The organism is Micromonospora sp. NPDC051543 (assembly GCF_044454415.1).
GTDB lineage: Bacteria > Actinomycetota > Actinomycetes > Mycobacteriales > Micromonosporaceae > Micromonospora.
In genome coordinates, this window is sequence record NZ_JBITDT010000002.1 from 183880 (window position 1) to 207341 (window position 23462).

20 protein-coding genes and 1 pseudogene are annotated in these 23462 nt (G+C 72.1%); 9 read left to right on the forward strand and 12 right to left on the reverse strand.

Annotation, left to right across the window (positions count from 1 at the left end; genetic code table 11):
• Positions 1 to 42 precede the first annotated feature (42 nt).
• The gene (mptB, locus tag ACIA3K_RS03905; RefSeq protein WP_396799069.1) at positions 43 to 1488 is read left to right on the forward strand and encodes a polyprenol phosphomannose-dependent alpha 1,6 mannosyltransferase MptB; all 1446 of its coding nucleotides are present in this window, start codon (positions 43 to 45) and stop codon (positions 1486 to 1488) included.
• 850 nt (positions 1489 to 2338) lie between these two features.
• Here mptB and glnA read toward each other — a convergent pair.
• The gene (gene glnA, locus ACIA3K_RS03910) at positions 2339 to 3763 is read right to left on the reverse strand and encodes a type I glutamate--ammonia ligase (protein WP_355049337.1); all 1425 of its coding nucleotides are present in this window, start codon (positions 3761 to 3763) and stop codon (positions 2339 to 2341) included.
• A 272-nt stretch (positions 3764 to 4035) separates the two neighbouring features.
• Between glnA and ACIA3K_RS03915 the strand changes: the two genes are divergently transcribed.
• Positions 4036 to 4434 carry an RDD family protein gene (locus tag ACIA3K_RS03915; RefSeq protein ID WP_396799070.1) on the forward strand — a complete coding sequence of 133 codons (399 nt, stop codon included), beginning with the start codon at positions 4036 to 4038 and terminating at the stop codon, positions 4432 to 4434.
• Between the two features lie 208 nt (positions 4435 to 4642).
• On the opposite strand, the gene ACIA3K_RS03920 is transcribed toward ACIA3K_RS03915, so the two are convergent.
• On the reverse strand, positions 4643 to 5326 hold the full coding sequence (locus ACIA3K_RS03920) for a DUF4191 domain-containing protein (protein WP_396799072.1): 684 nt from the start codon (positions 5324 to 5326) through the stop codon (positions 4643 to 4645).
• A gap of 206 nt (positions 5327 to 5532) precedes the next feature.
• Here ACIA3K_RS03920 and ACIA3K_RS03925 point away from each other — a divergent pair, with 206 nt between their 5' ends.
• Positions 5533 to 5703 carry a hypothetical protein gene (locus ACIA3K_RS03925; protein WP_355049340.1) on the forward strand — a complete coding sequence of 57 codons (171 nt, stop codon included), beginning with the start codon at positions 5533 to 5535 and terminating at the stop codon, positions 5701 to 5703.
• 95 nt (positions 5704 to 5798) lie between these two features.
• A complete protein-coding gene (locus ACIA3K_RS03930) occupies positions 5799 to 8696 on the forward strand; it encodes an AAA family ATPase (RefSeq protein WP_396799074.1) in 2898 nt (965 codons plus the stop codon).
• A gap of 8 nt (positions 8697 to 8704) precedes the next feature.
• Here ACIA3K_RS03930 and ACIA3K_RS03935 read toward each other — a convergent pair whose 3' ends face one another.
• Positions 8705 to 10303 (reverse strand): hypothetical protein, encoded by a 1599-nt coding sequence (locus ACIA3K_RS03935; protein WP_396799076.1) that lies wholly within the window; start codon positions 10301 to 10303, stop codon positions 8705 to 8707.
• A 53-nt stretch (positions 10304 to 10356) separates the two neighbouring features.
• On the reverse strand, positions 10357 to 11352 hold the full coding sequence (gene lipA, locus ACIA3K_RS03940; protein WP_396799077.1) for a lipoyl synthase: 996 nt from the start codon (positions 11350 to 11352) through the stop codon (positions 10357 to 10359).
• A gap of 349 nt (positions 11353 to 11701) precedes the next feature.
• Between lipA and ACIA3K_RS03945 the strand changes: the two are divergent.
• Positions 11702 to 11923 (forward strand): annotated as a pseudogene (locus tag ACIA3K_RS03945) (amino acid--tRNA ligase-related protein); the annotation flags it as partial.
• 121 nt (positions 11924 to 12044) lie between these two features.
• Positions 12045 to 12164 (forward strand): amino acid--tRNA ligase-related protein, encoded by a 120-nt coding sequence (locus ACIA3K_RS03950; protein ID WP_396799360.1) that lies wholly within the window; start codon positions 12045 to 12047, stop codon positions 12162 to 12164.
• Positions 12165 to 12185: 21 nt separating this feature from the next.
• Here ACIA3K_RS03950 and lipB read toward each other — a convergent pair whose 3' ends face one another.
• The 3 genes from lipB to ACIA3K_RS03965 all read right to left on the reverse strand — a co-directional run bounded on the left by lipB (position 12186) and on the right by ACIA3K_RS03965 (position 16058).
• A complete protein-coding gene (gene lipB / locus ACIA3K_RS03955; RefSeq protein WP_396799079.1) occupies positions 12186 to 12827 on the reverse strand; it encodes a lipoyl(octanoyl) transferase LipB in 642 nt (213 codons plus the stop codon).
• Between the two features lie 85 nt (positions 12828 to 12912).
• Entirely contained in the window at positions 12913 to 14169 is a 1257-nt protein-coding gene (locus tag ACIA3K_RS03960) for a hypothetical protein (protein ID WP_396799080.1), read from the reverse strand.
• Between the two features lie 56 nt (positions 14170 to 14225).
• On the reverse strand, positions 14226 to 16058 hold the full coding sequence (locus ACIA3K_RS03965) for a DUF2079 domain-containing protein (RefSeq protein WP_396799081.1): 1833 nt from the start codon (positions 16056 to 16058) through the stop codon (positions 14226 to 14228).
• A 211-nt stretch (positions 16059 to 16269) separates the two neighbouring features.
• Here ACIA3K_RS03965 and ACIA3K_RS03970 point away from each other — a divergent pair, with 211 nt between their 5' ends.
• Positions 16270 to 17517: a PHB depolymerase family esterase gene (locus ACIA3K_RS03970; RefSeq protein ID WP_396799083.1), complete on the forward strand. Its 1248-nt coding sequence runs from the start codon at positions 16270 to 16272 to the stop codon at positions 17515 to 17517.
• Between the two features lie 89 nt (positions 17518 to 17606).
• Here ACIA3K_RS03970 and ACIA3K_RS03975 read toward each other — a convergent pair whose 3' ends face one another.
• Both ACIA3K_RS03975 and ACIA3K_RS03980 read right to left on the reverse strand, forming a co-directional pair.
• On the reverse strand, positions 17607 to 18506 hold the full coding sequence (locus tag ACIA3K_RS03975; protein WP_396799085.1) for a TIGR01777 family oxidoreductase: 900 nt from the start codon (positions 18504 to 18506) through the stop codon (positions 17607 to 17609).
• Positions 18507 to 18643: 137 nt separating this feature from the next.
• Entirely contained in the window at positions 18644 to 19630 is a 987-nt protein-coding gene (locus tag ACIA3K_RS03980) for an aldo/keto reductase (protein ID WP_396799086.1), read from the reverse strand.
• Between the two features lie 57 nt (positions 19631 to 19687).
• On the opposite strand from ACIA3K_RS03980, the gene ACIA3K_RS03985 reads away from it, so the two are divergent.
• Positions 19688 to 20074 (forward strand): MerR family transcriptional regulator, encoded by a 387-nt coding sequence (locus ACIA3K_RS03985; RefSeq protein WP_396799087.1) that lies wholly within the window; start codon positions 19688 to 19690, stop codon positions 20072 to 20074.
• On the opposite strand, the gene ACIA3K_RS03990 is transcribed toward ACIA3K_RS03985, so the two are convergent.
• From ACIA3K_RS03990 to ACIA3K_RS04000, 3 genes are all read right to left on the reverse strand, one after another.
• Positions 20029 to 20289 (reverse strand): hypothetical protein, encoded by a 261-nt coding sequence (locus tag ACIA3K_RS03990; RefSeq protein ID WP_396799089.1) that lies wholly within the window; start codon positions 20287 to 20289, stop codon positions 20029 to 20031. The two genes, ACIA3K_RS03985 and ACIA3K_RS03990, sit on opposite strands and share 46 nt — an antisense overlap.
• 82 nt (positions 20290 to 20371) lie before the next feature.
• Positions 20372 to 21709 carry a low temperature requirement protein A gene (locus tag ACIA3K_RS03995; protein ID WP_396799091.1) on the reverse strand — a complete coding sequence of 446 codons (1338 nt, stop codon included), beginning with the start codon at positions 21707 to 21709 and terminating at the stop codon, positions 20372 to 20374.
• A 45-nt stretch (positions 21710 to 21754) separates the two neighbouring features.
• Positions 21755 to 22363 carry a TetR/AcrR family transcriptional regulator gene (locus ACIA3K_RS04000; protein WP_396799093.1) on the reverse strand — a complete coding sequence of 203 codons (609 nt, stop codon included), beginning with the start codon at positions 22361 to 22363 and terminating at the stop codon, positions 21755 to 21757.
• Positions 22364 to 22469: 106 nt separating this feature from the next.
• Here ACIA3K_RS04000 and ACIA3K_RS04005 point away from each other — a divergent pair, with 106 nt between their 5' ends.
• Positions 22470 to 23405 carry an SDR family NAD(P)-dependent oxidoreductase gene (locus ACIA3K_RS04005; protein ID WP_396799095.1) on the forward strand — a complete coding sequence of 312 codons (936 nt, stop codon included), beginning with the start codon at positions 22470 to 22472 and terminating at the stop codon, positions 23403 to 23405.
• Positions 23406 to 23462: the final 57 nt, after the last annotated feature.

The window sequence follows — 23462 nt, forward strand, 5'->3', positions numbered from 1 at the left end:
GGCGCACCTTCGCCGCTCTCGGGTCCGTCGGCCCCGTCGTCTGTGTCGTCTTCCGCGGGCCGGCTCGCGCGGTACGCGGGGCTGGTCGGCTCGGTCCTGCTCGCCGTCGCCGGCTATCTCGGCGGGGCGCTGCCCGACGCCCCGCTGAACGTCACGCCCGTGTCGATCTGGCGAGCCCCGGGCGGCCCGGCGACGTTGGCCTGCTGGCTGGTCGGCACCGCGCTGCTCGTCGGAGCGTGGTGGTCACTGCGCGCCGGTGCGCCGTCGAGCCGGTGGGCGTGCGTCACCGCCGCGCTGTGGGCGCTGCCGCTGCTGCTCGCGCCGCCCCTGGGCAGCCGCGACGTCTACTCGTACGCCTGCCAGGGCTGGACCTACGCGCACGGTGTCGACCCGTACGCGGTTCCAGTGGCGGCGGCCGGCTGCCCGTGGCTGGAGACGGTGGCGCCGATCTGGCGGGACACGCCGGCGCCGTACGGGCCGGTGTTCGTGCTGCTCGCGGCGCTCGCGGTGACCGTCGGAGGCGGGCTCACCGGCACTGTCGTACTGCTGCGGGTGATCGCCGTGGCCGGGATGCTGCTGGCCGCGTTCTGCCTGCCTCCGCTGGCCCGGGCCACCGGCGTGCCGACCCGGCGGGCGGCCTGGCTGGCGCTGGCCGCGCCGCTGGTCGGCGTACACCTGGTGGGCGGCGCGCACAACGACGCCGTGATGCTGGGTCTGCTGCTGTGCGGGCTGCTGGTGGCGGTCCGTCGGCCGGGCCGGCCCGGCGCGCTGCTGCTCGCCGGCGCGCTGCTCGGGCTGGCGGTCACCGTGAAGGCCAGCGCAGTCGTGGTGGTGCCGTTCGCGGTACTGGTGGGAGCATCCGGCCGGACGGTGTTGCGCAGCGGCGCGTGGCTGGGCGGCGGCCTCGTCGCCGCGGTGCTCGGCAGCTCGGCGCTGACCGGTCTGGGGTTCGGCTGGGTGGGCGGGCTGACCCGCAGCGGGGACTCCGAGCAGTGGACGTCGCCGCCCACCGCCGTCGGATTCGTCGTCGACTACGCCGGCGCGCTGGTCGGGCGCGACCCGCAGGCCGTGCCGGTGGCCCGCGTGGTCGCGTTGGTGCTGCTCGCGGTCGTGCTCGTTGCCCTCTGGTGGCGTACCTGGCGAGTTTGGCGGCGAGCGGACGCCGGGTCGGGCGGGCTGTCGGACGGCTCGGCGCGGTGCCGCGTGGTGCTGCACGGCGCGGGCCTCGCCCTGGTCGCCACCGTCATCCTGTCCCCGGTCTTCCACCCCTGGTACGCGACCTGGCCGCTGGCCCTGCTCGCGCTCAGCGCCGCCCGGACCACGTGGTTCGTGCTGCCGGCCGCCGTGGCTGCCTTCCTGGCGCTGCCCGACGGCACCAACCTGGCCCGCTTCACGAAAGCCCCCGGCGCTCTCGCGATGACCGTCCTGCTCCTGTTCCTGCTCCTGGGGAGGTGGCGGCACGCACCGGAGCGCTCGCCGCATCCGTGACCATCGGTCGGATGCGAGAAGATCGCGCTCGAACATGGATGTAGTGGCTTCTGGCGCGTTCGAGGCCACTACATCCAGGATCGAGCACGATCTTGGTGCGGCGAGCGCGGCGGCCAGCTTTGTCGCCACCGAGGATGCGTGGTGTAGTTCGGTCGTGGGCGACATCGAGACAGCGGCAATGCGGAACATCCGTCGGTGGCTCAAGGGCGAGATCTTTGACCGGACTACCGGCATTCGCTTGGTAGGCGGTCCCCGTGACGGCCGCTGCCAGATCGTGCAGCTGGACATGGATGGCCAGCCCTCGTCGGGTTTACGGACAGGCAACGTGCGTGGCGACACCTGGTCCGTCTATCTCCTGTCAGAGACGGGCGGGGACGGTGTCGAGCATTCGTGGGTATATCGATTCGCCGGCACGGAGCCACGATCATGAGCTGCGGCGCGGAGCCATCTGGCTCCACGCTTTAGCCTCAGCCCCGACCCCGGGTCCGTGCCGGGCGGCCAACTTTCGGCCCCCCTGGAGAAGTTGAAAGGTTCTCACGCGACGATCAGGCGGAGCAGTGTCCGGCCTCAGGACGTGCAATGGGGCGCTGCCCCAGGACGTCGCGATGAAGGCGCTTCGCGGCGCGGGGGAGGCTCCAGCGACCGGGCATCTCTGAGATGTTAGGGCGGTGCACGAGTGGCTGGACGTACTCGACCGGAACCGGCTGCTCATCGACGGCGCGCTCAGCCAACACGAAACGGCGGCCACGCCGGCTTTGAGCCGGCATGACCGCCGTCCGTGAGGTTGACACCAACCTTCACGCAAGATCAGTGACGATCCTGTTGGTGCAGGTCAGAGCCTTGATCAGGCTCAGCAGTCGTAGTACATGGCGAACTCGTGCGGGGTCGGGCGCAGACGCACCGGGTCGACCTCGTTGGCGCGCTTCCAGTCGACCCAGGTGGAGATCAGGTCGGGGGTGAAGACGCCGCCCTCAAGCAGGTAGTCGTGGTCGGCCTCGAGCGAGTCGAGCACGGCCGGCAGCGAGCCCGGGACCTGCTTGACGTCGCCCCACTCCTCCGGCGGGAGGTCGTAGAGGTCCTTGTCGATCGGCGTCGGCGGCTCGATCTTGCTCTTGATGCCGTCCAGGCCGGCCATCATCATGGCCGAGAAGGCCAGGTAGACGTTTGCCGACGGGTCCGGCACGCGGAACTCGACGCGCTTGGCCTTCGGGTTGCTGCCGGTCACCGGGATGCGGGTGCAGGCGGAGCGGTTGCGCTGCGAGTAGACCAGGTTGACCGGGGCCTCGTAGCCCGGAACCAGCCGGCGGTACGAGTTGACCGTCGGGTTGGTGAACGCCAGCAGCGACGGCGCGTGGTGCAGCAGACCGCCGATGTACCAGCGGGCGGTGTCGGACAGGCCGGCGTAGCCGGTCTCGTCGTAGAACAGCGGCTCACCGTTGAGCCAGAGGCTCTGGTGGGTGTGCATGCCGGAGCCGTTGTCACCGAAGAGCGGCTTGGGCATGAACGTGGCGGTCTTGCCGTTGGCCCAGGCCTCGTTCTTCACGATGTACTTGAAGAGCTGGAGCTGGTCGCCGGCGTGCAGCAGCGTCGAGAACTTGTAGTTGATCTCGGACTGGCCGGCGGTGCCCACCTCGTGGTGCGAGCGCTCCACGGTGAAGCCGGTGTCGACCAGGCGGCGCACGATCGAGTCACGCAGGTCGGCGTAGTGGTCGACCGGCGGCACCGGGAAGTAGCCGCCCTTGTAGGCGGTCTTGTAGCCGAGGTTGCCGCCCGCCTCATCGCGGCCGGTGTTCCAGGCGCCCTCGATCGAGTCGATGTAGTAGAACGACTGGTGCGCCGAGGTCTCGTGGCGGATCGAGTCGAAGATGTAGAACTCCGCCTCGGCGCCGAAGTAGGCGGTGTCGGCGATGCCGCTGGCCGCCAGGTACGCCTCGGCCTTCTTCGCGACGTTGCGCGGGTCGCGGCTGTAGGCCTCGCGGGTGAACGGGTCGTGGATGAAGAAGTTCAGCGCGAGCGTCTTCTGCGCGCGGAACGGGTCGATGAACGCGGTGGCGACATCCGGGAGCAGGAGCATGTCCGACTCGTGGATCGCCTGGAAACCGCGGATCGACGAGCCGTCGAACGCGAGGCCGTCGGTGAAGAGGTCGTCGTTGACGGACTCGACCGGCAGGTTGAAGTGCTGCATCACACCGGGCAGGTCACAGAAACGAACGTCGACGAACTTCACGTCCTCGTTCTTGAGGTATCGCAGCAGTTCCTCGGGATTGGCGAACACACATCCTCCTGGCACGTCCACGGGTGGCTAGCGTCCTGGGGACGCTATGGCCGGGGGGTTGCCCGGCCATGTCTTCAGTGTTTCTGCCGTGTTACGTCCCTCGCGGAGCGTCAGGGACGCTCCTGTCCACGCACTCAGCCAGCGCGAACGTCGTACCGGCTGTGCCAGTGTAATGACACTTGAGGCCATTGGCCCGAATCGGCACGCAGTGGTAACCGCTCCTCGGCGGCTCCTCGATGGCCTCGATTCGGACGCGGATACCCTTGATCGCTGTGACCAATCCGCACGTCCCGGCAGCGCCGGCCACCGACCCGACCTTCACCCCGCCGAGCCTGGGCCGGCGCTTCGGCGCGCTGATCGTGGACTGGGTGCTCTGCCTGCTGGTGGCCAACATCTTCGCCGACCCGGTACGCGACGGTTGGGCGCCGGTGCTCGTGCTGATCCTGGAGTACGGCCTCTTCCTCGGCCTGTTCGCCCAGACGCCGGGCATGTACATCACCAAGGTCCGCTGCGTGAACTGGCACGACGGGGGTCGGATCGGCGTGCTCCGCGCGCTGGCCCGGGGTGTGCTGCTGGCGCTCGTCGTCCCCGCGCTGATCATGGACCAGCACCGCCGGGGCATACACGACCGGCTCGTCGACTCCGTCGTCGTCGACGCCCCCCGCGGCTGACGCCCGGGCACCGCCCAACTCCCGGGGCCGGCGCGGCTCGGCCGGGCCCCGCAGGATCCGCACAGCTTCGGGGATGTTGCTGCTTCCCGCGCGTCGGAGACAGCAACATCGGGGAAGAAGCGCAGATCTTGGGCGCTGGGCGCGGGGCGCGGGGCGCATGCGAGAAAGAGCCGGACCCGTGGGGGTCCGGCTCTCTTCGGGTACGAGGTCAGCGTCGCGGCTGGCGGGCGCCGCCCGGCGGGCGCATGTTCTTCGGGATCGCGCCCTTGGGCATCTGCGGACGGGCGGTGAGCGCCTTGAGGCGCCTGTCCAGCGCGTTGACGTCCTTGCCGCTGAGCGCGCGGGGCAGCCGCAGCAGGGTGTTGCGCAGCTTGCGGATCGGCAGCTCGCCCTCCTGCTGGCCGATCACGTAGTCGTGCAGCGGGGCGGAGCCGATGACCTTGGCCAGTCGACGCTTCTCCTGCCCGAGCAGGCCGCGTACGCGCTGGGGGTTGCCCTCCGCCAGCAGGATCACGCCCGGCCGGCCGATGACCAGGTGGACCATGTCCATCTGGGTGGTGGAGCTGACGGCCGGCGTGACCCGCCAGTCGCCGCGCATGTTCTCCATGATCTGCGCCGCCGCGCCGGGCTGCCCCTCGGCGGCGTTCATCATCGCCTTGTTGGACCGCAGGTTCAGCACGATCAGCACCGCGAGCAGGGCGAACAGGATGCCCAGCGGCAGCCAGATCCAGCCCCAGAGGATCACCGCGACCACGGTGAGCGCGAGCGGGATGAGCACCGCTGCGGCGACCAGCGGCGCGAACCACCGGTCCTGCTTGGCGGTGAACTGGAACACCATCCCGATCTGCTTCAGCCGCTGGCCGAACGAGACCTTCTCCTGGGGCTTTGCCATGCCGCAGAGTCTAGTGGTCCCCGTCGCCCGGGTTGATCCGCGTCCGGGTGCCGCCCGGCTGAGTACCTTACGTCCCCTCAGCGGCCCGGAACGGGCGGGTAAGGAGGGTGCCGCTGGGAGAGATGAGGCGGTGTGCCCATGCCGGGTCGGGGCCTTCACGCGAAGAGTTGTCGGCAGAGAACGACGACGCGACGAAGGAGCCCGACATGTTCGGCAACGACGTGGATTTCCTGCTCTCCCTGCACCGTACCCAGGCCGCCGAGCTGCGGGCCGAGGCCGCCGCGGAGCGGCTGGCCCGCTCGGTGACGCGCCGGGCCGGCCGGACCTGGACGGGCCGCCGCCAGCCGGTCCGCCGCACGGGCGACGACCGCCGGTGACCGCCGTGGCCCCGCCCGCCGCCGCCCCACGCGCTGCCGCGACCCCGCCGTTCGGCGGGGTCGCGGTGTCGTCCGGTCATGGCATGCTCGGTCCCGTGACCCTCCGTGCCGCGAGTTCCGTCCTTGTCGGCCGTCAACGCGAGATCGCGGCGCTGCACGACGCGCTGGGTCGGGCCGGGAAGGGCGAGCCGGCCACCGTGCTGGTGGGTGGTGAGGCGGGGGTGGGCAAGACCCGGCTGTTGGAGGACTTCGCGGTCGGGGCCACCGCCGCTGGCACCCGGGTGCTGGTCGGCCAGTGCCTGGAACTGGGTGAGGCGGGATTGCCGTTCGCCCCGTTCGCCGCCGCGCTGCGCGCGGTGCTGCGGGCCGACGGCCCGGAGGTCTTCGCCGGCTTCGAGGCGGAGTTCGCCCGTCTGCTGCCGGAGCTGGGCCGGACGTCGACGGCGTCGGCCGTGTCGCGAGCGGGACCGCTTACCGACGCCCCGCGTGGATACCTGTTCGACCTGGTCGCCGAGCTGTTCCAGCGGCTCGCCGACGTCCGGCCGCTGCTGCTGGTGATCGAGGACCTGCACTGGGCGGACCGGTCCACCCGGGATCTGATCGGTTTCCTGGTCCGGGCCGCGCGGCCGGGCCGGCTGCTGCTGGTCTGCACGTACCGCACCGACGAGTTGCAGCGGGGGCATCCGCTGCGCCCGTTCCTCGCCGAGCTGGACCGGGCCCGCGGTGTCGAACGGGTCGAGCTGGGCCGGCTGGACCGCGACGGCACCGGCGCGATCCTCGCCGACCTGCTCGGCGGCGAGCCGGCGCCGCGTGCCGTCGACGACGTCCACAAGCGTACGCAGGGCAATCCGTTCTTCATCGAGGAGCTGGCGGTGGCCGGCGACCCGATCGGCTGCGCGGCGATCCCCGAGACGTTGCGTGACCTGCTGCTGGCCCGTGTGGACCGGCTGCCCGAGCCGACCCAGCGGGTCCTGCGGATCGCCGCGGCCGGCGGCACGCGCTTCGCCCACGACCTGCTCGCCGAGGTCGCCGGCCTGCCCGAGGCCGAGTTGGAGGACGCGCTGCGCGCGGCCGTCGCGGCCCAACTGGTGGTGGCCGACCGGGACGGCGACTACGAGTTCCGGCACGCTCTGGTCCGTGAGGCCGTGCACGACGAGTTGCTGCCCGGCGAGCACGCCCGGCTGCACGCGCGGTTCGCCGCCGCGATCGAGGCGCAGCCGCACCTGGTCGTCGCCGGCCGCGCCCCGGCCGAGATCGCCCACCACTGGTACGCGGCGCACGACCATCCCCGTGCCCTCGTCGCCGCACGGGTCGCGGCCTGCGCCGCCGCCGACCGGTACGCCTACGCCGAGCAGCGTCGCCTGCTGGAGCGGGCGTTGGAGTTGTGGGAGTTGGTGCCGGACGCGGCCGACCTGCTGGGCATGGACCATCTGGCGTTGCTGGAGCAGACGTTGGACGCGGCGGTGACGGCCGGCGACTTCAGCCGGGCCATCACGTTGACCCGCGCCGGACTGGCCGAGGTGGACGCCGACGCCGCGCCGCTGCGCGCCGCCCGCCTGTTGGACCAGCGGGGCCGACTGATGGCCCTGCTGGGCAAGAGCGACGGCCGGCGGGAGTTGGATGAGGCGTACCGCCTGGCGGCCGGCGGTCCGCCCGGTGTCGAGCGGGTCCGGCTGCTCGCCGACGTCGCCACCCACCTGGTCAAGATCGACGTCGCGCAGGCCGCCCGGGTGGCGGCCGAGGCGGCCACGGACGCCAAGGCGCTGGGCGCGGAACCGGCCCTGCTCGCGACCCGGATCGCGCTGCTCTGCCAGGGCGAACGGGACGGCGAACGTGGGCTCGCGGAGCTGGACCGCGCCGAGGCGGCGGCCCGGGCGTCCGGTGACGTGCCGGCCCTGGTGCTCGCCAAGGTGTTCCAGTCGGACCTGCTCTGCGAGGTGGGCCGCTACGCCGAGTCCGCCGAGGCGGCCGAGGCCGGCATGGCCGAGGCGCGGCGGGTGGGGATCAGTCGCTCGACCGGGGCGTACCTGCTGTCCAACCGGGCCGAGGCGCTGATCGCGTTGGGTCGCTGGGACGAGGCGGAGACGGTGTGCGCCGAGGCGGCCCGGATCGACCTGTCCGGCGTGACCGGCCTGCACTGGCTTCAGGTGTGCGCCGGTCTGCGCCTGGCCCGGGCGCACCCGGGCGCCGACGAGCTGGTCGAGCGGGCGTTGGCCTTCCTGGGCCGGCCCTACCTGTGGCCGAACCATCGCCTGCCGCTGCACGAGCTGGGGATCGAGGCGGCGTTGGCCGCCGACGACGTGTCCGAGGCGGTACGCGCGGCTCGCGTGGCGGTGGCCGACGAGAGCCTGCCGCAGCTACCCCGCGAGGGCTGGCCGGTGCTGAGCGCTGCCGCGCGTACCGCCGCCCGGACGGGTGACGTCGAGCTGGCCGCCGCCGTGGCCGCGCTCGCGGCCGACCTGCCGGCGCGGCACCCGGCCGCGCGGGCGCACTCCGCCCAGGTCAACGCCCTGTTGGCGACCGATGACGAGGCGTTGCCGGCGTGGCGGACGGCGGTGCGGGCGTGGCGGGCCGACGGGCAGCCGTACCCGCTGGGCCGGGCGTTGCTGGCGCTGGCCGAGGCCGCCGCCGTGGCCGGCGAGCGCGACGAGGTGTCGACGGCGATCACCGAGGCGGCCGAGATCGCCCGGCGGCTCGGCGCGACGCCGCTGGCCGGGGCCGCCACCACCCTGGCGCGGCGGGTCGGTCTGCGCGCCGCGGGCGCCGGTGGGACCGGCCCGGATGTGCTGACGTCCCGGGAACGGGAGGTGCTGCGGCTGGTCGCCGAGGGGCACAGCAACAGCCGCATCGCCGAGCGGCTGTTCATCTCACCGAAGACGGCAAGCGTGCACGTGTCCCGCATCATCGCCAAGCTCGACGTGACCAACCGGGGCGAGGCCGCCGCGCTGGCCCACCGCCTCGGCCTGCTGGCCGAGCCCGCCGCCCGGGGTTGACGTCGCCGTCAGCCGCGCGGCAGGTAGATGCGCCAGCCGTCGAGGGTGACCAGGTCGAGGGCGTCCGGGCCCGCGCCGAGTCGCGCGTCGAGCCGGGCCGCCAGCGGCGACCCGGTCGGTGCCACCCAGGCGGGCGCCGCCGCGCGCTCCACCTCCCGGCGGTACGCGGGGTAGCGGTCGAAGCCGGGGCGCAGGTCGTCGTCGACGACCGCGCAGACCACCCGCTCCGCGCTGGCGAAGGTGAGACGGTTGCAGGTCCAGTAGCCGGCGCGCACCTGTCGTACACCGAGGTCACGCAGCGTGGCCACCAGCGCGGCGTGCCGGGCCTCGGCGGCCCGGGTCGCCGGGGCCGTCCGCGCCGCCTGCGCGGTGGCCCAGGCGGTGGTGAGCAGCGTGGCGGCCAGGACGGCGAGCGCGACCGGCCGGGCCGCCGTCGACCCCGACCGGGCCAGCGTCCAGACCGGCCAGAGCAGCGCCGGCACGGCGATGAGCAGGGTGGACAGGTACCGGGCGCTCTCCGCCGGGGTCAGGCCGGAGGAACTACTCACGGTGTACGCGACGAGCGTCGCCACCGCGGCCAGCACGAGCGCGAGTCGCACCGCTCCCGCGACGCGGGGCGAATCCGTGCCAGCCGAGGTGGGTGGTCGGCGCAGGCTGCGCCAGGCCGTGCCGGCCGCGACGACGAGTAACACCGGCAGCGCGTACGCCCACCACAGTTGCCAGGTGGCACAGGCGCCGGGGTCGCAGAAGCCCATCCCGAGCGGCGGTCCGACCAGCAACCCGCCGTGCAGCCGGGCGGCCCACCCGGCGGTGGCGTCGGCGCCACCCGCGGCGAGCACCGCGTGCACCGGGTTCCGGCCGGTCAGCAGGCTGTCCGCGAGCAGCGGGGCGGCTCCCAGCAGGACGGCCACCCCGACCAGCGCGCCGGCCCGACCGCGCAGCTCCCGGTGACGGAACCCGACGAGCACCGCGCCGGTCGCCACGACGTACGGCAGCACCAGCGGGTCGACCCAGAGCATCAGGCCAGCAAGGAATCCCCAGGTCGCCCAGCGCATCACGCGCCACCCGGGTCGGCCGGCGGCCAGGTCCACGGCGAGCAGGGCGAGCGCCACCCCGACGGCGTTCATCTCGGGGTAGCCGCCGCCGGCGATCAACTGGTTCTTGACGATCCGGTCGGCCCCGAGGGCGAGCAGGACGACCACCAGCAGACCGAACCAGCGGTCCCCGGTCAACCGCAGCGTCAGCCGCCAGGCCAGCAGCAGGAACAGCGCGTACAGCGCCAGCGTGGGCAGTCGCAGAGCGAACAGCGACGGACCGGCGACGGCGAACAGCGGCGCGGCCAGGTACGCCTCCAGCGTGCCCATGTACTGCTGGCCGTAGAACCAGACCGGGAAGTCCTCGCCCCGGGCGATGTGCAGCGCGGCCAACCCCATGGTGGCCTCGTCGCTGTTCGTCGGCGGTGTCGCGTGGCCCAGCAGCCAGAGCCGGTAGCCGATCCCGGCGAGCAGGGCCAGCCCGGTGAGCCACCCGAGGAGTCCGAGGCGCGCGCCGGGCCGTGGACGCGGTCGATCCGCGCCGCGCGGCTGGTCGCGTACCCCGGCGGTCATCGCACGATCATGACACCCGGGCGCCGCAGGGTCCGTGCGGCGCTGTCGGCGGGTCAGCCGGCGGTGGCGACGGTGCTGGCGGCGCGCGCGTCGAGCGCCTGCTGGTAGAGCCGGCCGGCGCGGTACGACGAGCGCACCAGCGGCCCGCTCATCACCCCGGCGAAGCCGATCTCCTCGGCCTCCTCGCGCAGCTCCACGAACTCCTCCGGCTTGACCCAGCGGGTCACCGGGTGGTGCCGGGGGGAGGGGCGCAGGTACTGCGTGATGGTGATCAGCTCGCAGCCGGCCTCGTGCAGGTCGCGCAGCGCCTGCGACACCTCGGCCCGCTCCTCGCCCATGCCCAGGATGAGGTTGCTCTTGGTGACCAGACCGTCGGCGCGGGCCTGCCGGATCACGTCGAGGGAGCGGTCGTAGCGGAACGCCGGGCGGATGCGCTTGAAGATGCGCGGCACGGTCTCCACGTTGTGCGCCAACACCTCGGGCCGGGAGCCGAACACCTCGGCCAACTGCTCGGGTACGGCGTTGAAGTCCGGGATCAGCAGCTCGACGCCGCAGCCCGGCTGGAGGGCGTGGATCTGCCGGACCGTCTCGGCGTAGAGCCACGCGCCGCCGTCGGGCAGGTCGTCCCGGGCGACGCCGGTGATGGTGGCGTAGCGCAGGCCCATCGACACGACCGACTCGGCAACGCGACGCGGCTCGTCGGCATCGAACTCGGCCGGCTTGCCGGTGTCGATCTGGCAGAAGTCGCAGCGCCGCGTGCACTGGTCGCCGCCGATGAGGAAGGTGGCCTCCCGGTCCTCCCAACACTCGTAGATGTTGGGGCAGCCGGCCTCCTGGCAGACGGTGTGCAGCCCTTCGCGCGAGACGAGCCCGCGCAACTGGGTGTACTCCGGGCCCATCTTGGCCTTGACCTTGATCCACGGGGGTTTGCGCTCGATCGGCGTCTCGGCGTTGCGCGCCTCGATCCGCAGCAGGCGACGCCCCTCGGGGGCGGCCGTTGCGGTGCGCGCTGCCTGGCCGGTCGTCGGCGCGGAGTGCTCGATCGTCACGAAAACGAGCCTACGCCGGATGGTGGCCGTCTATGTGCGTCAGGCGACCGGCGTCACGCCGCAGACGTTGTGACGCCGGACACCGGCAAGCCGAGAAACCGCGTCACACACCCGAGCTGCGGGAAGAACGGTAAGGAAGGGCACCTTCTTAACGCCTGCGGTAGAGGAAGGGCACCTTCCTAACGCCCAGCTAGTAGAGCCCGCCCGGCTGAGCTGGGGTTCGTCGCCGACCATCGGGACGTGATGCGCGTACTGCGCGACACAGTGGCTCAGATGGTGGGCGCGGTGCGTGGGCGCGCCGGCAACGCTCGGCGTCGACCTGCCGGCCGTGCCGGCTCAGATCCCGGCGGTGCATTTCACCGAGGCGTTGACGATCGCCGGCGCTCCCGCCGACGAGCCGGACCTCGCGCCGGCCCACGCACGGGCGTTGGGCGAGTGGGCCCGCCGTGAACAAGGATCGGACTTCCTCTTCGTCACCGGCTACCCGATGGCGAAACGCCCGTTCTACACCCCCCCCGGACCGGCACAGCCCGCGTACTCGAACGGTTTTGACCTGCTCTTTCGCGGTGTGGAACCGGTCACCGGTGGGCGGCGGCTACACCGGCACGCCGACTACCTGGCGGCGTTGGCGGCCCGGAGCGAGCGAGCCGGTCGAGCCCTATGCCGGCTACCTGGACGCGTTCCGGCACGGCATGCCGCCGCACGGCGGGTTCGCTATCGGTTTGGAGAGGTTCGTGGCCCGGCTGGTCGGCGCGGCCAACGTTCGGGAGGTCACCGCGTTCCCACGGGACCTGCACCGCCGGACCCGGTAGGAGCGGACGCCGGCTGTGCGCTCAGACTTCGATCAGGGTGGACAGCCGGCGCTCGACCACCGGCAGCACGTCGGCGACGGTGATCGGGCGGCCCAACTCGGCGGTGAGCGACGTGACGCCCGCGTCGCGGATGCCGCAGGGCACGATCCGGTCGAAGTACGTCAGGTCGCAGTCGCAGTTGATCGAGAAGCCGTGCAGGGTGACGCCCCGGGCCACCCGGATGCCGATGGCGGCCACCTTGCGGGCCGGCCCCCGGTCGTCCTCGGGCACCCAGACTCCGCTGCGCCCGTCGACCCGGCCCGCCGACAGGCCGAACTCGGCGCACACGTCGATGAGCAGGTCTTCCGTGCGACGGACGTAGGCCACGACGTCCACCGGGTCGGGCAGTCGCACGATCGGGTAGCCGACGAGCTGACCCGGCCCGTGCCAGGTGATCTTGCCGCCGCGGTCCACGTCGACGACCGGAGTGCCGTCCGTCGGCCGGTCCCACGGCTCGGTGCGCTTGCCGGCGGTGTAGACGCTCGGGTGCTCCAGCAGCAGCACGGTGTCGCCGCGCTCGCCGGCCACCACCGACTCGTGCAGGCGTCGCTGCTCGTCCCAGGCGGCCTGGTAGTCGAGCAGGCCGGCGCGGACGGCCGTCAGGCCGGGGGTCGTCGTCGTCACGGCATCAACCCTAGTCCCGTATCCGGCTCCGATCCCTGGTGAGCCGCCTCACCAGGGACACGCCGGACCACCCGGGAGGTCGTTGTCACGCCGGAGCCGGGCCACTCGCAGCGCGGCGACGACGCACGCGCCGCAGAACGAGGATGAGCGCCAACAGCGTCGGCGCGGCCAGTGTCAGGTAAACCCAGAGCGAGGCGGCGAACGGTGACGGCCGTGGCTCCGGTCCACCGAACGCGGCTCGGATCAGCAGGTCGCCCGGCACCATCAGGTCGGTCGACCCGACCGGCGTGGTCACCAGCACCTCGCGACGACCGTCGGGCGACAGTGCGGCGAGGATGGCACGCCGGTCGGTGTCCTGCTCCGTGTCGCTGACGTAGCGCACGACGGGGTCTGCACCACGCCAGCCGAGGATGCCGCTCGCCGAGGCGCCCGCCGGCAGGGCCGTTCCGACAGCTTGGCCGGTGGCCGCGTCCAGAAACTCGACTCGCCAGGTGCGGGCCGCGATCTGCTCGGACGTGCACCTGGGCCCGGCGCAGCCGTCGAAGGCGAGCAGCGCGAGCCGCCGGCCGTCGGGATGCCAGGCGGCCGGCCCGGCAAGTATTCGCCTGTCGCCCAGGTCGACCTGCCAACGAGGGGCGCCGCCGGTCGGGTCGACGACCACCAGTCGTTGGCGTTCGGCGAATCGGGCTGGCACGTCCGGCCAGCCGGTGGCCGCGATCAGATCGCCACCGGGTGACCAGGCCGCCGCGGTGTGCTGGGCGAAGGTGCCGATCTCGACCACCCGCTCGGTGCCCTGGAACGGGTCGACGACGAGCAGGTCGTCGGGCTTTTCCGGATCGTTGAGCTGCTGGTTCTCCGGCCCGTAGGTGATTACGCCGTCGTCGTTGCTGCGGGTGCCCAATACGCGCCGCCCGTCCGGCGACCAGGCCAGCGGGTCCACCCCGACGGTCATGGGGCGGCTCTGCCGGCCGGTGGTGAGGTCGAGCAACTCGCCGGACTGTGGCCGCAGATAGTGCCGTCCGTCCGGGGAGAGCAGCCCGTGCCCCTCGCCGATGCCGATCGGGATCAGCCGGTACGCACCGTCCCGGGCCACCACCACCCCGGTCGACTCGAAGTAGCGGGTGCGGTCGGTGAAGAACACGAGCCCGGCCGGACCGGCCGGGCGTTGCGCCACGGTCGCCTGCCACAGCCACGGCGTGTGCACCCGGGTCGGGACCAGCCCGGTCGCGCGGTCGGCGACAGCGCTCGTGGCGGCCGTGGCGATTGGCGCGCCGAGGGCCACCAGGGCCAGGGCGATAGTGGTTGTGGCCCAGCACCGAAGGTGGCGGCCCAGCGTCTCCATCGGTCCATTAGACGCGCTGAAAGCCCGTGGCGGTGTCCCGGTCGCTCGCGCCGCGGCTACCGGTCGGTCGGTGGGATCCGCCAGAGCCAGACGTCGTCGACCCGCTCCGGTTCGCCGAACAGCGCCGTGGCGGTACGCCGGACCGCCGCCTCGTCCACCTCGAACTTCGCGCCGTGCACCGCGTCGGCGAGGACCAGCGTCTCGATCCGCCAGTGCCGCAGGTCGGACTGGACCTCCGTCCGGGTGCCGTCGGTGATGATCGGCACCAGCCCGGTGCGGCCGGCCTGGTCCATGAGCGCGCTCAGGGTGCGTGGCACCGGGCCGATCCGGCCCCGACCGTCCGGTCCGCCCGGGCCGAGGAAGAAGCCGCCCGGAATCGCGAACTCGCCCTGGCGGTGCGACAGGGCGTACGCCTGCCAGCGCTGGCCGTCCGGATAGATGTCCACGGTCAGCGGCACCGGGGTCATCGTGTTGCCGTCGGAGACGTACTCCCGCCAGGCGCCCGAGGTGATGAACGCCGGGATCGGCTCCCGCTCGTCGGTCAGCAGCGGGGTGGGCAGCAGCGGCAGCAGGGCCACCGCGAAGCCGATCGCCCAGGCCAGCTCCGTCGAGCGGTGCCGGGGTGGGGAGGTGCGCAACTGCTCGACGGTGTACGCCAGCAGCACCCCGATCACCGGGGCCACCACCAGCGCCAGCCGGGCGGGCAGCGCGGCGTTCACCACCGGGAACTGGCCCAGGATGTCGAACGGCATCGGCAGGTCGGTACGCCGCCCGTCGATCTTCGCGACCGGCCCGAAGGACAGCACCGTGAAGATCACCGCGACGACGCCCAGCGCCCAGAGGACCGCCCGGCGGCCGGGGTCGGCGCGTCGCCACAGCGCGACGAAGCAGACCACGGCGAGGACGAGCAGAGGGACCCCGAAGAACGAGTTCTCCTCGGTGGGGTTCGGCGCCAGCGAGGTCCCCAGCCCGACCTCCCCGGCCAGCGACCGGCGCGGGAACGCGGCGAAGGCGGCGATGTCCTCGGAGTGGATCACCGGGTCGAAGCCGGTGCCGTGGAACCGCTGCGGCCCCGCGAAGTGCAACCACAGCGGGTACGCCAGCAGCGCGCCGGCCACCACGGCGGTCACACCGAGCCCGCGCAGGAACGTGGGTAGCGCGGCGCGGGCCTCGGCCCGGTGGGCCGGGTGCAGCGCCCATACGGCGACGAACACGCCGAGCGCGAGAGCGGCGAAGAACAGGCCCTCGGCGGCGATCGAGAAGGCCACCGCGACCAGCACGCCGAGGATCACCCCGTCGCGCAGCCAGTGCCCGGGGCGGCGCAGCGCGAACAGCCGCCAGATCAACAGCGGGACCAGCCAGCCGGCGGTCCAGTTCAGGTGCGCGTTGGCGTGCGAGACCATGCCGGGGGAGTAGGCGATGAAGAGGCCGCCCACGGCGGCGGCGAGCCGGCTGCGTACGAGGTGCCGCGAGAGTAGCCAGTACCAGGCCAGCGCGGTGGCGAACAGGTTCAGGGTGAGGATCACGAGGAACGTCACCGGTGGCCCGACAAGGTACGTGAGCGGGGCGAAGACCACCGCGTACACCGTGATCGAGGTGTTGACCGCGAGGTTCACGCCGTCCGGGACGTTGATCAGGTAGGTGAAGAAGGGGTTCTCCCCGTGGGTGACCGCGTGCCCGCCGAAGGCCAGCAGCCACTCGAAGAGCGCCTGGTCGCTGGAGTTGACGGTGATCGTGCGGACGTTCGGGTCCCGCCACAGCCCACTGGTCACCCAGACGGCGAGCGCGAGCGCCCCCAGCACGACGATCAGGTCGGCCCGGAGGTCCCGATGGGTACGCGACGGCGACGCTGGGGCGGGCCCGGTGGCCAGCGACGGGGAGGACGGCACGCAGCGGACGTTACCAATCGGACCTGGACGAGCCGGTCAGACCGGCGGTTGTTGTCAGCTCTGGTGCAGCCGTGGCGGGAGGAGTTCGGCGTACACAACGGCTGTCGTGAATGTGTGAACGCGCCCCATATCGGGCCAGGGACACACCGTCGTAACGTCTCGGCAACTTGACCGTGACCCAGTTCACAGTCTGCCCCGTCAGGAGGCCTCCGTGCGCCGCTCCTCGTCCCTCCTCACCCGGCTGACCGGTGCGGTCGCCGGGCTCGTCCTCGCCGTGGCGGGCGCGATCACCCTCGCCACGCCCGCCCAGGCCGCCAGCCTCACCCAGGTCACCGGGTTCGGATCCAACCCCGGCAACCTCGCTATGTACGCCTACCGGCCGGACAACCTGCCGGCCAACTCCCCGGCCGTGGTGCTGTTGCACGGGTGCGTCCAGAACGCCTCCGGTTACTTCGCCAACTCGGGCTGGCAGAAGTACGCCGACCAGTGGAAGTTCACGCTGATCGTCGCCCAGCAGCCCTCCGGCAACAACGCCAACTCCTGCTTCAACTTCTTCGAGACCGGCGACACGGCCCGAGGCCAGGGCGAGGCGCTGTCGATCAAGCAGATGGTCGACCACGCCAAGGCGAACTACGCGGTCGACGGCTCGCGGGTCTTCGTCAGCGGCCTCTCCGCGGGCGGGGCGATGAGCGCCGTCATGCTGGCCACCTACCCGGACGTCTTCGCCGCCGGATCGATCATCGCGGGCATCCCGTACCGCTGCGCCACCAGCATGGTCAACGCGTTCAGCTGCATGAACCCGGGTACGGACAAGACGCCGGCGGCCTGGGGCGACCTGGTCCGGGGCGCCTACTCCGGCTACACCGGCCCGCGCCCCCGGGTGGCCATCTGGCACGGCACGTCGGACACCACGGTGACCCCGCTGAACGGCACCGAGTCCCGCGACCAGTGGACCAACGTGCGGGGGATCTCGCAGACGCCGACCAGCACGTCGTCGCTGCCGGGCAACACCAGCCTCGAGGTGTACGGCAACGACGAGGTACGCCTCTACCGCGTCTCCGGCATGGGCCACGGAACGCCGGTCGACCCGGGCTCCGGGGCGGACCAGTGCGGCACCGCCGCCGCCTACTTCCTGGACACCATCTGCTCGACGTACCGTGACGCGCTCTTCTTCGGGCTGAACAACGGCGGCACCACCCCCACCCCAACCCCCACGGCCAGCGCAACCCCCACCGCGTCGCCCACCCCGACCGCGACGCCCACGGCGAGCCCGACCCCGACCACGCCGCCGACCTGCGTGACGGCGACCAACTACGCCCACGTGACCGCCGGCCGGGCGTACCAGTCCGGTGGCTACGCCTACGCCAACGGCTCGAACCAGCGCATGGGCCTCTACAACACCTTCTACACGAGCACCCTCAAGCAGACCGCCGCCAACTACTGGGTGATCGGCTGCTGACCCCCACCCAGACCGCGTTGATCATGAAGTTATTGCCACGACACGCCGACGTGGCGGGCAATAACTTCATGATCAACGCGGTCTGTCAGTCAGTCCTGGAGGGCTGCCTTCAGGGCCTCGGGGAGGGTGGGGTGGGCGTAGGGGTAGGCGGCTTCGGTCAGGACTCTGGGGTGGACTCTCGTGCTGGTGAGGGCTTCGTGGGCGAAGCCGCCCAGGGCCACCTTGAGCGCCAGGGCGGGGATCGGAATGATCGCCGGGCGGTGCAGCTGTCGGGCCAGCTCGCGGGTGAAATCGGCGTTCGTCACCGGGTTCGGGCCCACCACGTTGACCGGGCCGGCGATCTCGTCGTGCGTCAGCAGGAAGAGGGTCGCGTCCAGCCAGTCCCGCATGGAGATCCACGGCAGCCACTGCCGCCCACTGCCCAACCGCCCCGCGATGCCCAGCTTGAACGGGAGCAACTGCGGCTTGAGCAGACCGCCGTCGCGGTGCAGCGGCAGGCCGGTGCGGAGCCGGACCACACGTACCCCGGCGTCCTCGGCCGGCCGGGTCGCGGCCTCCCAAACCCGGCAGACGTCGGCCAGGAAACCCTCGCCAGCGGGGGCGTCCTCCTCGACCACCCGGTCGCCGGTGTTGCCGTACCAGCCGACGGCGGACGAGTTGAGCAGCGCCCGGGGTCGGTCGCCGTCGGGGAGGCCGGCGATCGTCGTCGCGAGCGTGGTGGTGCTGTCCACCCGGCTGGTGCGGATCAACCGCCGGTAGTCGTCGTTCCAGCGCTTGTCGCCGACGCCCGCGCCGGCGAGGTTGATGACCGCGTCCGACTCGGCGACCACGGCCGGGTCGAGCTGACCGGCCGCCGGGTCCCACTGCCGCTCGTGCGGGTCGCGCGGCGCTCGTCGCACGAGTCGGGTGACCTGGTGCCCGTCGGCGACGAGCCGGTCGCCCAGCCGGGTGCCGAGGAAGCCGGACGCGCCGGCCATGAGGATCCGCATGCCGTTATCTTCGTCGAAAACCCGCTCCCCGGACGCGCCGCGCCGCCACTCCTCGCCGATCTTGCACTTTGTGTCGCCGTTATGTCGGGCCAGGCCCGTTTCGTCGCCACCGAAAGTGCAAGATCGACGAGGTGGGGTCAGGGGCGTAGGTCGGACAGGAGGTTTTCCACCTCGGCGTACGCCTCGGGGGGGAGGGGGTTCAGCTTCAGGGTTTCCAGGTTCTCTTCGGCTTGGGCTACGGTGCGTAGGCCGGGGATCGGCACCGTCCGTGGGCTGCGGGCCAGCAGCCAGCCGAGCGCGCCCTGGGCGAGGGTCCGCCCGTCGGCGGTGAGCGCCGCACGGACCTGCTCGACCCGCGCCGCCCACTCCGGCGTCGGGCGGCCGTCGGTGTACCACCGCAACCACTCGGGCGCACGGCCGCGTACGTCGTCCGCGCCGGGCGTCCGGGTCGAGCCGGTGAGCAGCCCCATCGCCAGCGGCCCTCGGTTGAGGCTCGCCAGGTCGTGGCGGTCGCAGACGGCGAGTACCGCCGCGTTGTCGTTCAGCACCGACTCGTCGTGCTGGATGGCGGCACAGTGCGGTCCGCCGGCCGCGAACGCCTCCGCCGAGGCCGCGTTGTCGGTGCTCCAGCCGTACGCCCGGATCTTGCCCTGGTCGACGAGGCCCTCAAGGGTGTCGACCAGGTCGAGCGCGGCGGACGTCGGCAGTTCGCTGATGTGCAGCTGGTAGAGGTCGACGTGGTCGGTGCCGAGGCGGCGCAGCGAGTCCTCCAGGCTGCGGACGGCGAAGGTTCCGCTGGCGTCGGTGCCGAGCCACCGTCGGGTGTCCTCGTCGCTGACGTTGCCGAACTTGGTGGCGATCACCGCCTCGGACCGGCGGCCCGAGAGGGCCCGGCCGAGGACACGCTCGCTGTGCCCGGCGCCGTAGTTGCTGGCCGTGTCGAAGAGGGTGACGCCGAGGTCGAGGGCCCGGTGAATGGTACGGATCGACTCGTCGTCGTCGACCTCGCCCCAACCGAACGGCTGCCCCCCGTCGCCCCACAGTGGACCGCCGATCGCCCAGCATCCCATCCCGATCGCGCTCACCTCGATGCCGCTGCGTCCCAGCGTGCGTGTCGTCGTCATGCGACCAGCCTCCAATCTGGAGTGCGCTCCAGGTCAAGGGCTGGCTAGCATCCGGGCATGACCGGTTACGCCCCCGCCGAGGCCGCCCGGCGCAGCGGTTTCAGCCTGGACACACTGCGGTACTACGAGAAGATCGGCCTGCTGGCCGACGTGGGTCGTACGCCGGGTGGCCAGCGCGTCTTCACCGACGACGACCTGAGCTGGCTGCTGCTGTTCCGCTGCCTGCGGGACACCGGGATGCCGATCGCCCAGATGTGCCGGTACGCGTCGCTGGCCCGTGCGGGTGAGCACACCGTCGACGAGCGGCGTGAGCTGCTGCAACAGCACGCGGCGCAGGTGGAGGAGCAGATGCGCCTGCTGCGGCGTCAGTACGACCATCTGCGGGAGAAGATCCGCTTCTACGAGCGGCTGCCCGGCGCGCCCGCTGCCGACGAGGGTCGGTGATCGCGGGCGGACCAGGTCGCGTGCGCCGCCGACGTGCGGCTCAGCGCGGCGCAGAAGGTCAGGCAGTGGGCCCGTAGGTCCCGCGAGGGGGTGTCCAGGTCGGCCCGGAGGCGGGCCAGCTCGGTGCGGAGCCAGAGGTGGATCTCGATCATCTGGTTGCCGACGGCGGCGAGCCGATCGGTCGGTGAACCGGTTGGGTGCACGTTCGTCCTCATGCTGTCCCCCGCGCCTCCATGCCCTCGGCGGCCATCGTGCCGGGTACACCGCGACGCTGTCCGACACACTGGACCGCAACCGTCAGGGCGTGGTCGGCTCGTCGGGCTCCCGGACGTCGTGCCAACGGGCACGCCACCCCGCCTCGTGCGCCTCGTGCGTCGTCCGTTCCTCGAACACGGCGGCCCGCAGCGCCTGCCGGGATTCCGCCATCACCAGCACCTCGACGGCCACCAGCCCGACGCAGATCACGGTCGCCAGGGTGAGCGCGCCCAGCGCCGGCAGGTACAGGCCGATGGGCAGGGCCACCGTGAGCGCCACGATCACGCCCACGCGGGTCCAGGTGGCGGTGTGCAGGGTGCGCAGTTGGAACAGCATGTTGACGGCGAAGTAGGTGATCAACCCGCCGAAGAGCATCGGCACCGCCGGCCCCTCGATCTTCTCCGCGATACCGCCGGCCGGGTCGGTGATCTTGTGCAGGATCTCCTCGTTGCCGATCGAGAAGAGGATCACCCCGGCGATCATCGGCAGATAGAGGTACGCGTACGCGTCGCGGGCCATCGCCACCCGGGGAGCGCCCTCCGCCGCGTGCAGAGCGATCCGGGCGGCCGGCCCGACGAAGTCGAAGTGCGCCCACCAGAGCGCAGCGGTGATCACGATGCCGAGCGCGGCGGCGGCCACCGCCGGCCAGGTGACCGGCTTGCCGAGCAGGTTGCCGCCCACTCCGGTGGAGATGATCGACTCGCCGAGCGCGATGATCAGAATGAGGTCGTAGCGCTCGGTCCAGTGCTCCGCGCTGGTCACCCCCCAACCCCAGGTGCCGACGATGAAGCCGGTGGCGTACTGCACCACCACCACGGCGATCCACAGCCCGTCGCGGACCAGGGCGGCCCGGTCGGGGTCGGTGATCTGCGGCGGGATCAACGCGGCGGCGAGCAGCAGCAGGATGCTCACCGCCAGCTCCGGGGCGAAGCGTCGGAGCTGGCGTCGCTCCTGCGGGCTGTCCCGCACCACGTGCTGGTAGAGGAACATGTGCACGGCCCGGACCACGACGTAGCTGATGGCCACCAGCATCGGCCCGGCGGCGCTGCCCTTCGGGTCGCTGAACGCCTGCGGCAGCCCCAGCGCGAAGGCGAACAGCGCGACCATCGAGATCACCATGAGCGCCGGCACGTAGCCCTCGCCGAGCCGGACCCGGGTGGCGACCAGGCTGTGCACCACCCAGATCCACCAGAGCACGGCGAGCACCAGGGCGGCGTGCAGCAGTTGGCGGCCGGAGATGTTCGCGGCCGTCGCGCGGGTGATGATGAAGAACGAGAAGACGAAGACCAGGTCGAAGAAGACCTCGAACTTGTCGACCCGGGCCCCGGGGGCGATGGGGACGGCGGGTCCCAGTTGTCCGCGCCGCCGGTTACCGCCCACGGTCCCACTCTGGCAGCGTCCGGCCTGGTCGGAGGACCGAACGGGTCAGCCCGCGTCGCGGGAGCGCAGCCCGTCCATCAGTAGGTCGAGCAGCCGGTTGGCCTGGGCGCGCTCGCCGGCGGCCAGGGAGATGCCACTGAGGCCCGCCAGCACGTCACCGACGGCGACGTCGGCTCGGACGGTGCCCGCCGCGACTCCTGCGGCGAGCAACTGGCCGAGCACCGCCAGCAGTAGGTCGCGGCTCTGCGCGTACGGGTTGGCGCCGGACGCGATGACGAGGCGCAGCGCGTCGGCCATGCCCCGCTTGGTGGCGAGGTAGTCGGTGAAACGGGACATCCAGTCCCGCAGCGCCCGATCGGGCGGCATCTGGTCGAGTAGCTGCGGCGCGGCGTCGCAGAGCCGGGCCAGCTCGTTGCGGTACGCCGCCTCGACCAGCGCCTCGCGGGTGGGGAAGTGGCGGTACAGGGTGCCGATGCCCACCCCTGCCTCGCGGGCGATGGCGTCGAGCGTTACCTCCGGCCCGGGGCGGGAAAAAGCCTGGACCGCGACCCGAAGCAGGCGTTCGCGGTTGCGCAGCGCGTCCGCCCTCAGCGGGCGGGGGCTGGACTCCGGCACCGTCTCCTCCTCGCTGAGCGGGTGTAACGCACGGGACATGGCAAGCGGAGGGAACTCCGGTTAGCCTCGACCGCAGCGGAGGATCCTCCGCTTCCATCGTACCGGCGGGCCGACCGGCCCGCCCCAGCCTGGACAAGGATGGATCATGACGACGAGCAACCCGATAACCACGTCGTTCGCCCACGACTCCACCGCCATGGACGTGATCCGGGGTGTGGACCTGGTCGGCCGACGGGCGATCGTCACCGGCGGGTCGTCCGGCATCGGCGTGGAGACCGCACGCGCCCTGGCCAGCGCCGGCGCGGAGGTCACCCTGGCCGTCCGCAACCCCGACGCAGGCCAGAAGGCCGCCGACGACATCACCGGCACCACCGGCAACGACCGCGTCCTGGTCGCCCCGCTCGACCTCGCCGACCAGAATTCGGTCGCCGACTTCGTCGCCAACTGGGACGGCCCGCTGCACATCCTGGTCAACAACGCCGGCATCATGGCCGCGCCCCTGAGCCGCACCCCGCAGGGCTGGGAGATGCAGTTCGCCACCAACCACCTCGGGCACTTCGCGCTCGCCACCGGGCTGCGCCCGGCGCTCGCCGCCGCCGACGGGGCCCGCATCGTCTCGGTCAGCTCCGCCGCCCACCTGCGCTCGCCCGTCGTCTTCGAGGACATCCAGTACGACCGCCGCGAGTACGAGCCCTGGCAGGCGTACGGGCAGTCGAAGACGGCCAACGTGCTCTTCGCCGTCGAGGCGACCCGCCGCTGGGCCGACGACGGCATCTACACCAACTCGCTGATGCCCGGCGCGATCCGCACCAACCTCCAACGCTACGTCAGCGAGGAGGAGCTGAACCGCCTGCGCTCCGGCAACGCGGCGGCGTGGAAGACCGTCGAGCAGGGCGCCGCCACGTCGGTGCTGGTGGCCGCGTCCCCGTTGCTTGACGAGGTCGGCGGACGCTACTTCGAGGACTGCCAGCAGGCCCCGCCCGCCCGACCCGACACGCGGACGGGCGTCGCGGACTACGCGCTGGACCCGGAGGCGGCCGAGCGGCTCTGGAAGGTCTCGACCGACCTGCTCAAGGGCTGACCCGTCAATACGGAAGGGGCGCCCCGGCCGAGGTGACCGGGGCGCCCTTTCGCGTGA